Source organism: Streptomyces pristinaespiralis, assembly GCF_001278075.1.
Classification (GTDB): domain Bacteria; phylum Actinomycetota; class Actinomycetes; order Streptomycetales; family Streptomycetaceae; genus Streptomyces; species Streptomyces pristinaespiralis.
The window spans coordinates 4047798-4062419 of sequence record NZ_CP011340.1 but is presented as its reverse complement, the minus strand read 5'-3'; the positions used below and the strand labels follow the sequence as shown (position 1 = coordinate 4062419).

Here is a 14622-nt window from a genome sequence, read left to right as displayed (position 1 = left end):
CTTTCCCGAGCGGACATCTCGACAACTCGGAGGCTGACCCAACCATGGGCAAGTACGCGATCGTCGGCCTGGCCTGCCTTTTCCCGGGGGCGGGGACACCCGACGACTACTGGCGCAACCTGATCGGCGGCGTGGACTCGCGCACCGACGGGAACGACCGGATCTTCGGGCACTCCCCGCAGGCCCGGGAGACCGACCCGGAGGACAGGCACCGCATCTACTGCACCCGGGGAGGCTTCCTCGGCGAGTACGACGAGAGCACGGCCTTCGAACCGAACGGATACCTTCTCCCGTCCGACTACCTGGCCGGCCTGGACCGCTCGTTCCACTGGGCGCTCCGGGTGGCCGGGGACGCACTGGCCGACGCGGGACATCCCCCGACCGCGGACGGTCCGGACCGGCGGAGGACCGGGGTGGTGTTCGGGAACTATCCGTTCCCCACCCCGGCCTCCGGCCGGTTCACCGGCGACCTGTGGAACTCGGCGGTGGCCCACGGGCTCGCGGACGCCGCCCTGCGCGTACCGCCGGACGCCGTGACCGGTCCCGGCCACGGCTCCCACCCCATGGCCGCCGCGCACAATCTCTGGGCGGGCGGCATGCCCGCCAAGGTGGTGGCCGCCGCCCTGGGCCTGGAAGGGCCCCGGTTCACCCTGGACGCCGCCTGCTCGTCCGCGCTGTACGCGCTGAAGCTGGCCTGCGCCCATCTGGAGACCGGGCGCGCCGATCTCATGCTGGCGGGCGGGGTGTGCGCGCCCGACCCGACCGTGATCCATCTGTCCTTCTCCGACCTGCGGGCCTACCCGCCGGACGGCTTCAGCCAGCCCTTCGACGAACGGTCCCGCGGCATCGTCACCGGCCAGGGCGCGGCGATGATCGCCGTGAAGCGGCTGGCCGACGCCCGGCGCGACGGTGATCACGTCCACGCCGTCATCGACGCGCTCGCCCTCACCAACGACGGGCCCGGCAGGCACATGCTGGTCCCGAACGTGACCGGGCAGCTCGCGGCGTACGAACTGGCCTACGCGCAGGCCGGCGTCGATCCTTCCGCCGTCCAGTACCTGGAGTGCCATGCCACCGGCACACCGATCGGGGACGGCACCGAACTCGGCGGCGTCGAGGACTTCTTCGGACGCGGCCCGCTCCTCGGGTCGGTCAAGGCCAACGTCGGTCACCTGCTGACCGTCGCGGGCATGTCCAGCCTGCTGAAGGTCGTCCTGTCCCTGTCGCACGGAGTGATCCCGCCGACCGTCGGCGTGGACCGCCCGCTTCCCGGGACGGTCGCCGACCGTGTGGTGCGCGAGGCCGTTCCGTGGCCCGACCCGGCTCCCGGATCGCCCCGGCGGGCCGGTGTCTCGGCGTTCGGCTTCGGCGGCACCAACGCGCATGTGGTGCTGTCGGCGCCGGACGGGCCGACGGCCGGGGCGGAGGCGGAAGCCGGCGCCGGACCAGGTGCCGGTGCCGAGGTACCGCGGCTGGCCGTGATCGGCATGGGCGCCCACTTCGGCTCCTTCACCACCCTCGACGACTTCGAACGGGCGGGCTACGAAGGGCACGACGCCGTACGCGACCTGCCGGAGCAGCGCTGGCGCGGCTTCGAGACAGTGCCGGGCGGCCCCCTCGAGCGGGCCGGACTGGCGGGCCCGTCGGCCCCCCGCGGCGCGTACATCGAGGACTTCGAGGTCGACACCACGTCGTACCGGATACCGCCCAAGGACCTCGACCACTTCAACCAGCAGCAGCTGCTGATGATGCGCGTCGCGGAAGAGGCACTCCGCGACGCCGGATACGAACGTCCCCGCCCGGGGAGCGACGCCGCCGGCGGCGCGCGCCGCGTGGGCGTCGTCATCGGCATGGAGATGGAGCCCAGCGCGCACGGACACGGCGCGCGCTACGAACTGGGCCGCAGGCTGACCGAATGGTGCGCGGCGGCGGGCGTCGAGCCGTCGCCGCAGCAGCTGGCGGAACTCACCCGGGCCGCACGCGACGGCATCCACGACTCCATCGAACCCAACGAGGTCCTCAGCTACATCGGCAACATCATGGCCAGCCGGGTCGCCTCCCTGTGGAACTTCACCGGCCCTTCGTTCACGCTCTCCTCGGACAGCGCGGTCGGCGTCGAAGCCCTCGACGTGGCCCGGCTGCTGCTGCTCGACCCCACCGTGGAGGCGGTGCTCGTCGGGGCGGTGGACCTCGCCGCCGGCCCGGAGAACACCCTTGCCCGCGAGCTGCTCGAACCCGGCTCCGTCCGCGACGGGATCCGCGTCCTCGGGGAGGGCGCCGGCGCCGTCGTCGTCACCCGGTCCGACGCCGTGGCCGAGGGACGGACCGTGTACGCCACGGTGCAGTCCCTCTCCGTGCACCACTCGCCGGACGTCACGCCCGCCGTGCGGCCCGAGCTGGTCGAACGTGCCGCGGAGGACGCCCTCGCCGCCGCCGGGATGACCCCGCGGGACGTCGAGCTGGTGGAAGCCGGCCGCGCGGACGCCGCCGAGGTCGAGGGGCTGGCGCGGGTGTGGACCGGCGCACGGGCCGGCGGGGAGCTGCGTACCGCCCTGACCGGGGTACGGGGCACCGTCGGCGACACCGGCTGCGCCTCCGGGCTCGCCGGCGTCATCCGTGCGGCGCTCTGCCTGCACCACGCCTACTTCCCGGTGGCCCCGGACGGGATCGGCGCCGAACGGCTCGACGGCTCCGCCTTCTTCCTCCCCGCCGACTCCCGCCCCTGGCTGCGGACCCGGCGCGACGGGCGGCGTGCCGCTTCCGTCAGCGTCACCGGTACGGCCGGCAGCCACGCCCACCTGGTGCTCACGGGCGCCACCGTCCGTGGTGAACTCGCCGCGACCGACTGGTCGCGGTCCGGCGGGGCACTGGTCGTGCCGGTCGGCGCCGACGACTTCGACGGCCTGCTGCGGCGGCTGGCGGAGGTACGGTCCGCGCTCGACGGCGACGACCACGCCGAGGTGTTCGAGGACCGGCCGGCCACGCTCAAGGCCGTACTCGTCGCCGACGACACCGCGGGCCTCGTCCGGCAGATCGACCAGGCGCTCAAGGACCTGCCCGGCGTGTGGCGGTCGCGAGGCGAGTGGTCGTCGCCCTCGGGAAGCTTCTTCACCGCGCGGCCGGTGGGCCCCGGTGCGAAGGTCGCCCTGGTCTTCCCGGGCGCGTTCAACTCCTACCTCGGGCTGGGCCGGTCGCTGTTCCGGGCGTTCCCCGGACTGCTGCCCCGCTTCGAGGCCCAGGCGGAACTCCCCGCCGAACTGCTGCGCAGCGCCGCGCTCTACCCACGGGCCCGCGGCCCGCTGGACCGCCGCGAGCTGATGCGACGCGAGGGTGAACTGGTCGAGGACATCCCGCTGATGCTGGCGGCCGGCACCAGCTACGCCCTGCTGTCGACGGACCTCGTGCGGGAAGTGCTCGGGATCGACGTCGACGGGGCCTTCGGCTACAGCCTCGGCGAGAGCAGCATGCTCTTCGCCACGGGCGGCTGGATCAAGAGCGCGCGCGGGGACGAGAAGATCAGCGCCTCGCCGCTCTTCGACGACATGCTGCGCGGTCCCAAGCGAACGGTGCGCGCGCTCTGGGGCCTCGGCGACGAGGTGCCGGACGCGGACGTCTGGGCCACGCATGTGGTGCTCGCCCCGGCCGAGGAGGTACGGGCGGCCGTCACGCGCTACGACCGGGTGTACATCACGCACGTCAACACGCCCCAGGAGTCGGTGATCGCCGGCGACCCCGGTCAGTGCCGGGAGCTCATCGCCGAACTCGACTGCAGGAGCGCCCGTTCCCCCGCCAACCATGTGATGCACTGCCCCGTGGTCGACGGTGTCCTCACGGACCTCGCGGACCTGAACCGCTACCCGACGGGCGACGTCGGGGACCTGGTCCTCTACAGCAGTCGCCACTACGCGCCCGTGACGGACTTCGACCCGGACGCCGTGGCGGGGAACATCGCGGTGACGCTGCGCGAGACGGTGGACTTCCCCCGGCTGGTGCGGCGCGCGTACGACGACGGCTACCGCTGCTTCATCGAGGTCGGCCCCAGCAGTACCTGCGCGCGCTGGATCCAGGAGACCCTGTCCGGCACACCGCATCTCGCGGTCTCCGTCGACCGCCGCGGGGCGCGTGGGGCGAGCGACGTCGCGCGTCTCGCGGCGCGCCTCGCGGGCCACGGCATCCCCGTCGACCTGGGCGCCTTCGCCCCGGTCGGCACGCCCGGCAAGGCGCTGGGCGTGCGCAGCTTCCCGACGGGCGGCGCCCCGGTCCCGCACCTGGTGACACAGGCGGCGGCGCCTCTGGTACCGAACCTGCCGCGGGCGGTTGCCGCGCCCGTTCCGGCGGGGGCGGGTCCCGTTGCCCGGCCTGCCCCGGCAGGGGCACGTGCCGCCGCGGCGTCCGTGCCGACGGGGCCGGAGGCGGCTGTGCCGACCGGGTCCGGTGCCGCCGCGTCGCTCGTGCCCGCCGTGGCAGGTGCCGTCGCACCCGTGCCCGTGACCGTCGCGTCCGGGCGGAACGTGGCGGCCGAGCCGGTCCCCGCGGCTGCCGAAAGGGGTGCCGCATTCGCGGCCGTGTCGGCTCCCGCGTCTGCCGAACCGGCCGCTGTACACACCGCGCCGCGCCCCGGCGACGCCGTCGCCTCCGGTGCTCGCCCACCGGCGCCCGTACCGGGGGCCGGTGGCCCCCTCGACCCCGCCCCGGCGCACGCCAAGGGCTCAGACACCCCGACGGAATGGGACACCGCAATGCCGAACCGCCCCTCCGCGCAGCCGAAGGCGCCGGCCCTGGTGCTGGAACGGGAGCCCGTCACGATGATCCCGGCAGGAGCCGTCGTGTTGCCGTCCGGACCCGCAGAGGCGCGGGCGGCGGCCGCCGAGCCGCCCGGCCCGGCGATCTTCGGAGCGCCGTTGCCGGTACCGCCCCCCGGCCCCGACCAGCCCGATCGGTCCCCGCAGCCCGCGCGGAAGCGGGCGGTCACGGCCGACGAGACCACGGCCGTCCTCGTCCGGGGCCTGCGCAGCGACATGTTGGAGGCGCACCGAGAGGTGCTCAAGGCCCAGCACGAACTGCGGGACGAACTCGTCGCCCTGCTCTCGCCCGACGGCGGCCACGCGGCGCCCACGGCACCTGCGCCCACGGCACCCGCGCCCACGGCACCCGCGCCCACGGCACCCGCGCCTACGGCACCGGCGCCCCCGCCGCCCGCCGCATCCGCGCCGACTACGACACCCGCGCCGGCTACGGCACCCGCGCCGTCCGCCGCGCCCCGGCCACCGAAGCCCGAGGGCGTCATCTGGGACGAGCACGATCTCCTCGAGTTCGCGACCGGCAGGATCGGCAACGTCTTCGGCCCCCGCTTCGCGGAGATCGACGACTACCGCCGCCGGGTCCGGCTGCCCGCGCCGCCCTATCACTTCGCCACCCGCGTAACGGCGCTGGACGCCGAACCGGGCGAGTTCAGGCCCTCGTTCATCCGTACCGAGTACGACATCCCGATGGACGCCTGGTACGCCGTCGACGGGCAGGTCCCGCCGGCTGTCACCATCGAGGCCGGCCAGTGCGACCTGCTCCTGATCAGCTATCTGGGCGCCGACTTCACCAACCGCGGTGACCGGGTCTACCGCCTCCTGGACAGCAGCCTCAGCTTCGTCGGCGACCTGCCCCGCGTCGGGCAGACCCTGCGGTACGACATCTGGATCGACCAGTTCGTGCGCCAGGGCGACACGCTGCTGTTCTTCTTCCACTACGACTGCTACGCCGACGGCGAGCTGATCCTCAAGCTGGACAACGCCTGCGCCGGGTTCTTCACGGACGAGGAGCTCGACAGCTCCCTCGGCATCATCGAGGGCAAGGCCGTCCCGCCCAAGGGTGATTCGGCGTTCACGGGGTCGAGCTCGTTCAAGCCGCTGGCGCGTACCCACCGCACCTCGCTCACCTCGAAGGACCTGGCGCGGCTCGCCGACGGCAGGATCGCCGAGGTGTTCGGGCCGGGGCACCGTCAGCCCGCCGGCTGCAACACCTCGCTCAGGCTGCCCACGGAACGCCTCCGCATGGCCGACGAGGTCACTCTGCTCGACCGCAAGGGCGGCCCGGCCGGTCTCGGGCGCATCGAGGCGGTGAAGCGGCTCGTCCCGGACGGCTGGTACTTCACGAGCCACTTCCCGGACGACCCGGTGCTCGCGGGCTCGCTCGTCGCGGAGGGCGCGGTCCAGCTGCTGGAGGTGTACGCCCTCTCCCTCGGTCTGCACCTGTCGTTCCCCGACGCCCGCTTCCAGCCCGTCCCTGGTCTTCGGACCGACGTCAAGGTCCGCGGACAGATCACCCCGGACACCGAGCGCATCGAATACCGCATCGACATCACCGGACTCACCCTGCTGCCGCGGCCGGCGATCACCGCCGATGTGGTCGTGCTGCGGGACGGCAAGCCGTCGATCAGCGTCAGCGGTCTCGGTATCCGCCTGGTGGAGAAGCCCGGCGCCCCGTTCCGGCCGGAGGCCGGTGGCGAGGTGCCGCACTTCCTCGGCCGGCTGAGCCCCGCCACCGGGGAGCCCGCGATGCTCAGCGAGTTCCACATGGCGCACGCCGCCAAGGGCGACCTGGCGATCGCCATGGGCCCGGAGTTCGAGATCTACGCCGACAGCAGGGCCCCGTACATCCCCAACGGGGACTTCCTCTTCGTCGACCGGGTGATGTCGCTCGACGGCACACGGGGTGTTCTCAAGCGCGGCGCCGTCATGGTCACCGAGTACGACTCGCCGGACGACGCCTGGTACTACAGCCACAACGGGCATCCCCACATGCCCAACTGCGTCTACATGGAGTCGAGCCTCCAGGCCGCCATCCTGCTCGGCTACTACCTGGGAGCCACGCTCCACGAACCCGACGAGCAGTTCAGCATCCGCAACCTCGACGGGCGCGCCACCCTGGTGAAGGACATCGACCTGCGCGGCAGGACCGTCCAGCACCGCTCCACGCTGCTGTCCAGCGACCGGATGCCCGGCTCGGTCCTGCAGAACTACCGCTACGAACTCTCCGCCGACGGCGAGGTGTTCTACACCGGCGAATCCCTCTTCGGATACTTCAACGACAAGGCGCTGGAGAACCAGGTCGGCCTCGACAAGGGCAGGCACGTACTGCCCTGGCTGGACCGGCAGACCGACCGTCCGGCGGGAGTCCGCCGGGTGGAGCTGCCCGCGTACCGCGCCGGGGAGCCGGCCCGCGGCGGCCCGAGGCTGGCCGGCGGCCACCTCGACCTGGTCGAGTGGGTCGACGTGCTCCCGGGCGGCGGTGAGCACGGCCGCGGCTATCTGCGCGGCCACCGCACGATCCGCCCGGACGACTGGTACTTCTCCTGCCACTTCCACCGCGACCCGGTGATGCCCGGCTCGCTCGGCGTCGAGGCGCTGCTCCAGGGCCTCCAGGTGTACGCGGTCGAGACCGGTCTCACCGACGGCCTGGTCAATCCGCGCTTCGCGCTGCTGTCCGGCAGCGAGACGACCTGGACGTACCGCGGCCAGATCCTGCGCACCGACCCGGACATGGAGTTCGACGTGCACATCAAGGAGGTGCGCCGCCAACCGGGCCGGATCCAGCTGCTCGGCGACGCGAACGTCTGGAAGTCCACCCTGCGGATCTACCAGCTGGGCGGCATCGGCATCGAGATCCACCACGACCAGGCCTGATCCGGCGTGCGACCTACAGGAGACTCAGCATGACCACCGACTTGTACCGGCCGCGGTGGAGCGGCCCCGGGCAGCCCGCGGTCGGCGACACCGGGATCCACCAGGCCCTGACGCGGCTCGACGAGCCCGTCTACATCCTGCGCGGGCCGTACGGCCTGGGGGCCGCGAGCGGCGGCACGGTGACCGCCGGCGGCGACCACGAGATCGTCGCCGCCGCCCCGCCGCTCGGACCCGAACGGCTCGGCAGCGCCGCCTTCCTCGCCGACCACGGCGTGCGTCAGGCCTACATGAGCGGCGCCATGGCCAACGGCATCGCGTCCGCCGACATGGTCATCGCCATGGCGCGGGCCGGTTTCCTCGGCTCCTACGGGGCGGCCGGCCTGCTGCCGGAGGCGGTCGAGAAGGCACTGGTGCGTTTCCGCGACGAGATCCCCGGGCTCGCCTACGCCTGCAACCTGATCCACAGCCCCAGCGAGGAACGGCTCGAGCGCACTTCGGTCGACCTCTTCCTCAAGTACGGGGTCCGCCGGGTCGAGGCGTCCGCCTTCCTCAAACTCACCCCCCACCTGGTCCGCTACCGGGTGGCCGGACTCACCGCGGGCGGGCCGCACGGTGTCGTCGCCGCCAACAAGATCATCGCCAAGGTGTCCCGGCCGGAGATCGCGGACCTCTTTTTGAGGCCCGCGCCGGAGGCGATGGTGCGGGCGCTCGTCGAGGAGGGCCTCGTCACCGAGGAGCAGGCCGGGCTCGCGGCGCTGATCCCGCTCGCCGACGACATCACCGTCGAGGCCGACTCCGGCGGCCACACCGACCGCCGGCCGCTGCCCGCCCTGCTGCCCGTGATCATGCGGCAGCGCGACGCCGTCGCGCAGGAGACCGGCTGCCCCGCGCGCATCCGGATCGGGGCGGCCGGCGGAATCGGCACCCCCGAGGCGGCGGCCGCCGCCTTCGCTATGGGAGCCGACTACATCGTCACCGGCTCGGTCAACCAGTCCTGTCTGGAGGCCGGGACGTCCGCCCGCGTCAAGGAGATGCTCAGCCAGGCGGGCATCGCCGACTGCGACATGGCGCCCGCCGCCGACATGTTCGAGATGGGCGTCGAGCTCCAGGTGCTCCGGCGCGGCACGTTCTTCCCGATGCGGGCCAAGCAGCTGTACGAGCTGTACCGAACGTACGACGGCATCGATGCGATACCCGCGGATGTGCGCACCCGGGTCGAGGAGCAGATCTTCCGGCGGCCGCTGGACGACGTGTGGGAGGAGACCGCCGAGTACTTCCGCCGCCGTGACCCCGGTCAGCTCGCCCGCGCCGAAGGGAACCCCAAGCGACGCGCGGCACTGATCTTCCGCTGGTACCTCGGCATGGCCTCGCGCTGGGCGAAGACGGGGGAGGCCGACCGCGCGGTCGACTTCCAGATCTGGTGCGGGCCGGCGATGGGCAGCTTCAACGCCTGGGTGCGCGGCACCTATCTGGCGGCGCCGGAGCACCGCCGGGTGGCCGACGTGGCGCGGCAGATCATGGCGGGGGCGGCGTTCCACCAGCGGCTGGCCGTCCTGCGGGCCGCGGGCGTCGCCTTCCCCGCGGGCTTCGCGACCCGCCCGTCGCCGGAGGACGCCACCTCGTGCGATCCCGCGGTGGGGGTGGGGCGGTGACAGCGGCACGCTCGGCGACCGCGCCGCCCCCGGCGCCCGTACCGGCCGCCGCGCCGTTCGCCCGCGCCGAGGCGCTGGACGCCGCTCTGGGGGACCCCTGGCAACCGGACAACCCGTACGGCTTCGCGGCCGGCGCGGCCCGGGACGCCGCGGAGACGTACCCGGCGGCGGCGGAGGCGCGGCTGCGCGCCGAGGGCTTCCACCTCTGCCACCTCCCCGAGTCCCTGGGCGGCACGCTGCGCTCCTTCGAGGACACCCATGTCCTGGTGCGCGTCTGCGCCCGCCGCGACGTGAACGTCATGCCCGCCACGATGTTCAGCATCTCGGCCGTGATGACCGTCCTCGCCGCCGGCACGGCGGAACAGCACCGTAGGGTCGCCGGATGGCTGCGGGACGGCCGCACCGTCGCCTTCGGACTGTCCGAGGAACAGGCGGGCAGCGACGTCCTCGCCAACAGCTGCCGGCTGGACGAGGACGGCGGGCTCACCGGCGTCAAATGGCTGGTCGGCCGGGGCGCCTCGGCGGACGCGGCGGTCGTCGTGGCCCGGACCGCACAGCGCGGTCCGGCCGCGTTCACCGCGCTGCTGCTGGGACCGGAGGAGCTGGCGGACGACCGTGTACGGCGGCTGCCGGCGCGGCGGACCACCGGGATGCGCGGGATCGACTTCGCCGACCTGGAGTTCGACGGCCTGGCCGTCCCGCCCGGCGCCGTCGTCGGGGAGACCGGCAGCGGGCTGGCGGGAGCGCTGCGGGCCCAGCAGATCGTCCGGCTGATGAGCACCGCGGGCTGCCTGGCCACCGCCGACACGGCGCTGCGTACGGCGCTGCGCTTCACCCGTGAGCACCGGACGGGGGGCGAGCGCGTCGCGGACACGCCCTACGGCTCGCGTGAACTGGCCCTGGCCGCAGCCGAGCTGATCGCCACGGACGTGACGGTTCTCGCCGCCGCGCGGCTCGTCCATGTCGCGCCGGAGTCGTTCGGGCTCTGCTCCTCGGTCGTCAAGCACGTGGCCACCCGGCTCACCGCCGCCTGCGCCACCCGCTCCCGTGCCCTGACCGGGGCCCGCGGCGTGCTGCGTGAGGGGCGCGGCGCGGTGCTGGACAAGGCGGTCCGTGACAACGCCATGGTCGCCGTCATCGACACCAGCGTGCTCGGCAACCTGCGGGCGATCGCCATGCACCTGCCCGCCTACTCGGCCGTCTGCGGCGGGGAACCGGGCGGGGCCGCCCAGGAGGACGGGGCGGCGGCGGACCGCGAGCGCCGGCTGACCACCGTGTTCGCCTTCGGTGACGCGGACGCCCTGCCCGGCGTCGAGCCGGCCGCGCTCGACCTGGGCGTTCGTCCGAAGGACGACATCCTGCTGGGTTTCGCCGGGCACGCGGACGCGATCGCCGCCGAACTCGGCCACAGGGGCGAGGCCCGCGCCGCCGCCCTGGTGAGGGAGGTCCACCGGACGCTGGGCGGCGCCGTACGGGAGGCGGCGTCCGCCCAGCGCGACCGGGCCCGCTCGCTGAAGGCGTCCCCGGAGCTGCTGGACCTCGCCGACCGGGCGTGCCTGCTGTACGCGGCGGCGACCGCCGCCCTGACGTGGTGGTTCCACCGCGACGGCGCCGGACTGTACGGCGACAGGGCGCCCGGCGGCGCCGGGTGGCTCACCGCCGTCCTCGGTCTGCTGACCACGCTCGTGGACGGCCGCGAGCCGCGCTCGGCGGGCCCCGACGCGGCCCCGGCCGGGCGTCTGATCACCGAACTCGACGCCGCACACCGGCTGTTCACGGCCCTGCCGGTACGGCTCAGTGACGGCACCGCACACCGGGCCGGCCCGGACGACGTGGAGGACGACGAGCGATGACCGATCTGCCGGCCCTGATGGCCGACCTCGAACGGCACCTGGGCGACCCGGACGACCCGGACGGGCCCATGCCGTTCTCCCGGATCCTCCGCCTGGACGAACAGGAGCGGTACCCGCACGAGTTCGTCGACCACCTCGCCGCCTGGGGGCTGTACGACTGGATCGTCCCCGCGGAGAACGGCGGCAAGGCCGTCGACGTCCAGGACGGCTTCAACCTGTACCGGCTGGTCGCTCGGCGGGACCCCACGTCCGCGACGGCCATGGTCCTCACCAGCCTCAGCTACATGCCGGTGTGGATCGCCGGCACCCCCGAGCAGCGCCAGCACTTCGCCGATGTGATCAGAGGCGGCGGGAAGCTGGCGTGGGGTCTGTCGGAACGCCGGCACGGCAGCGACATCCTCGCCAACGACACCACCGCCCGCAGGACCGAGGGCGGCTGGCTGCTCGACGGCGAGAAGTGGACGATCGGCAACGCCACCGTCGCCGACGTCGTCATGGTGTTCGCCCGTACCTCGGAGCGGGGCGGCCCGGGCGGATACTCCGTCTTCGCCGTGGAGAAGGCCGCCGTACCGGACGGCGGGCTCGAGCACCTGCCGGACGAGCCGCTGCACGGTCTGCGCGGTCTGGACATGAGCGGGGTGCGGCTGCGGAACTGCTTCGTGCCGGACTCGGCGCTGCTCGGTCGGGCGGGGCAGGGTCTCGAGACGGCTCTCAAGAGCAGTCAGCTGGCCCGGGTGGCCATCGCCAGCATCGCGATGAGCTGTGTGGACACGGCGCTGCGCACCACACTCGACTTCGCCGTCCGGCGCACCATCTTCGGCGGACCGGTCTTCGAGGTCCCCTACTCGCAGCGCCAGCTCGTGGAGAGCTTCGCGGATCTGCTGGTCACCGACGCGCTGACCACCGGGGCGGTGCGCAGCCTCCAGCTGAGCCCGGACCAGGCGAGCATCTGGTCGTCGGTGGTGAAGTACTTCGTCCCCACCTTCCTGGAGGAGACGCTCGGGCGGCTCAGCACCGTGCTGGGCGCCCGTTACTACCTGCGCTCCCACCCCCGGCACGGGATCTTCCAGAAGGTGCTGCGGGACTTCGCCATCTCCAACTTCGCCGACGGCAACACCGTCGTGAACCTCAAGAACATCGCCCTCCAGCTGGAGAAGCTGCTCGCCAACGCCACCGCCCAGGACCCCGGGGCCGTGGCCGGCGCGGTGGCGAGGACCCGTCCGCTCTTCGACCCGGCCCACCCCATGGAGCCGTACCGTCCCGCGGAGCAGCAGCTGTTCAGCCGTGGCGTCGACGACCCGGTGCTCGCCCTGCGCGCCGCCGTCGACGAGCTGCGCCGCTCGGCCGGGCGGGCCACCGGCGGCGACGCGGCACGGCTGGCCGCCGCGGCCGACGCCGCCGGGGCGATCGCCGGCGAGCTGGACCGGATCGCGGAGGAGCACCGCAAACTCCTCTCCGACCAGGGCAAGGACGCCGCCTCGTCGGCGGAGCTGTACGACCTGGCGAAGCAGTACACCACCGTGTCCGCCGCGGCCGCCGTCGTCCACCTCCACCTCAACGGCGGGCGTTGCGTGGATGCGGCGCTGCGTTCCCCGGCGGTGCTGCTGGTGTGTCTGGAACGGCTGCTCAAGCGGTTCCACCCGAACCGGCGGATCACGGGGCCGCAGGAGATCGCCGAGGTCGCCGCGGCGCTGGCGTCCGCGCACAGCGACGGCCGGCTCTTCTCCTTCAGGGCCTTTCCCGTCAACAGGTGAACTCACGAAGGGAGGAACACCCATGGACATCGGGGCACGGCTCGCCGACCCGCACGCCGACCCGCCGGGGGCCCCGCTCGACGACCCGCTCGCCGACAGTGCCGAGGTCTGGCTGCTCGCCGAGGAGGACGTCGAGCGGTTCGCCGAGGCCACCGGTGGCGCCGCGCTGCTCACCGACGACGAACGGGCCCGGCACGACCGGCTGCTGTTCCCCGCCGCCCGGCGCCGCTTCCTCGGCGCCAGGCTGCTCTCCCGCCAGGTCCTGTCGCGCTACGCGGACGTCCCGCCCGGCTCATGGCGGTTCCGCACCGGCAAGTACGGCCGCCCGGAGGTCGAGGGCGCGGCCTGGGGGCTGGACTTCAACATCACCCACACCAACGGGCTGATCGCGGCCATCGTGGTCCGCGGCCGGACCGCCGGCGTGGACGCAGAGGTCACCCCCGCCCGCACGGAGGCGATGCAGTTCGCGCCGAAGGTCTTCACCCCGCTGGAGACCGAGGTGCTCCGGCGCAACCGGGAGGACCAGCGGGGCCACGCCTTCGCCGACTCCTGGGTGGCGAAGGAGGCGTACACCAAGGCCACCGGCATGGGCATGTGCCGCGGGTTCGACGCCTTCTCGGTGCACCGGCTGCGCGACGGGGGCCTGGCCGTCGTGGACGACGAGATCCCCGAACAGGAGCGTGAACTGTGGCAGGTGCAGGTGTTGCAGGTGTGGGACCGGTTCGCCCTCGGCGTGGCCATCCGGGCCGGGGACGAGGACACGGGGCCGCTGCCGGTCCGGCTCCGCTCGGCCATGGCGGAGCTCCTGCCCCGCGAGGCGGGCCCGTGACGCCGCCCGGCCGGCCCGGGCCGCCCCGGTGTCCACCTGTGGCCGGTCCGCTAGCTGCCAGCCGATGTGCTTGCCCGTCCGTGCCGGCGACGGCTTGCATGAGAGGTACCCCCCGCCGACGGCACTGTTGTTTTGCTACGAGGGAATTCCAATGACCCGTAAAGGGAATGCGGAACTTCTGGCCGGATGCGCACGCGGCGAACAGGAGTCCTGGGACGAGATGGTGGAGCGGTACGGCAGGCTCGTGTCCTCCGTCGTGCGCAGCCACCGGATGAACGACGTGGACGCCGAGGACGTGCGACAGCTCACCTGGTTCCGGCTCGTGCAGAACGTGGACCGGATTCGCGATCCGGACCGTGTCGGCGACTGGCTCGCCACCGTCGCCCGGCGTGAATCCCTCAAAGTCGTCACGCGGGGAAAGCGCCTTGTCATGGTCGGCGACAGCGAAACTCTCGACGGCCTTTCCGGGCACGGCGAAAGCCCGGAGCAGATCACCTTACGGGCCCAGAGCGGGGAAGAGGTGCTGCGGGCCATCGGCACCCTCTCCGAGCAGTGCCGCGGTGTGCTGCTCCTCGCCCTGGACGACCCGCCCGCCTCCTACGAGGAGATCTCCGCCGCCCTGTCCATGTCCGTCGGTTCCGTCGGCCCCATACGGACGCGCTGCCTGCGAAGGCTCCGCCGGGTGCTCGCCGCCGTCGAGGCGGGCGAACGCGTGCCCGCGGCGGCCGGCTGCGTCAGCTGCCCGGCCGCGCCGGAGCCCGCGGACGTGTCCGGTCCGCGCCGTCCGGCGGCTCTGGTGAGAAGAGGCCGCGAAGAAGGGGTCTTCGAGGCCGGGCAGGCCGGACAGGAGTGATGCAC

Annotated in this window: 6 protein-coding genes; all 6 read left to right on the top strand. The window is 73.3% G+C overall.

Features of this window, described 5'->3' with window-relative positions:
- Positions 1–44 precede the first annotated feature (44 nt).
- Positions 45–7676 (top strand): type I polyketide synthase, encoded by a 7632-nt coding sequence (locus SPRI_RS39755; protein ID WP_053557070.1) that lies wholly within the window; start codon positions 45–47, stop codon positions 7674–7676.
- 29 nt (positions 7677–7705) lie between these two features.
- Positions 7706–9328: a PfaD family polyunsaturated fatty acid/polyketide biosynthesis protein gene (locus SPRI_RS17140; protein ID WP_078951260.1), complete on the top strand. Its 1623-nt coding sequence runs from the start codon at positions 7706–7708 to the stop codon at positions 9326–9328.
- Positions 9325–11181 carry an acyl-CoA dehydrogenase family protein gene (locus SPRI_RS17135; RefSeq protein WP_053557069.1) on the top strand — a complete coding sequence of 619 codons (1857 nt, stop codon included), beginning with the start codon at positions 9325–9327 and terminating at the stop codon, positions 11179–11181. The genes SPRI_RS17140 and SPRI_RS17135 overlap by 4 nt, the downstream gene beginning before the upstream one ends.
- Complete coding sequence (locus SPRI_RS17130) at positions 11178–12935, top strand: acyl-CoA dehydrogenase family protein (RefSeq protein ID WP_053557068.1); 1758 nt, start codon at positions 11178–11180, stop codon at positions 12933–12935. The genes SPRI_RS17135 and SPRI_RS17130 overlap by 4 nt, the downstream gene beginning before the upstream one ends.
- Positions 12936–12957: 22 nt before the next feature.
- Positions 12958–13764, top strand: a complete 807-nt coding sequence (locus SPRI_RS17125; protein ID WP_005314288.1) for a 4'-phosphopantetheinyl transferase family protein — start codon at positions 12958–12960, stop codon at positions 13762–13764.
- 151 nt (positions 13765–13915) lie between these two features.
- Positions 13916–14617, top strand: coding sequence for an RNA polymerase sigma factor (locus SPRI_RS17120; RefSeq protein ID WP_005314287.1), 702 nt, complete (start codon positions 13916–13918; stop codon positions 14615–14617).
- Positions 14618–14622 lie beyond the last annotated feature (5 nt).

Excerpts from the sequence above, each read along its gene's own strand:
- SPRI_RS39755 (WP_053557070.1), top strand. The coding sequence starts at position 45 with ATGGGCAAGTACGCGATCGTCGGCCTGGCCTGCCTTTTCCCGGGGGCG.
- SPRI_RS17140 (WP_078951260.1), top strand. The coding sequence starts at position 7,706 with ATGACCACCGACTTGTACCGGCCGCGGTGGAGCGGCCCCGGGCAGCCC.
- SPRI_RS17130 (WP_053557068.1), top strand. The coding sequence starts at position 11,178 with ATGACCGATCTGCCGGCCCTGATGGCCGACCTCGAACGGCACCTGGGC.
- SPRI_RS17125 (WP_005314288.1), top strand. The coding sequence starts at position 12,958 with ATGGACATCGGGGCACGGCTCGCCGACCCGCACGCCGACCCGCCGGGG.
- SPRI_RS17120 (WP_005314287.1), top strand. The coding sequence starts at position 13,916 with ATGACCCGTAAAGGGAATGCGGAACTTCTGGCCGGATGCGCACGCGGC.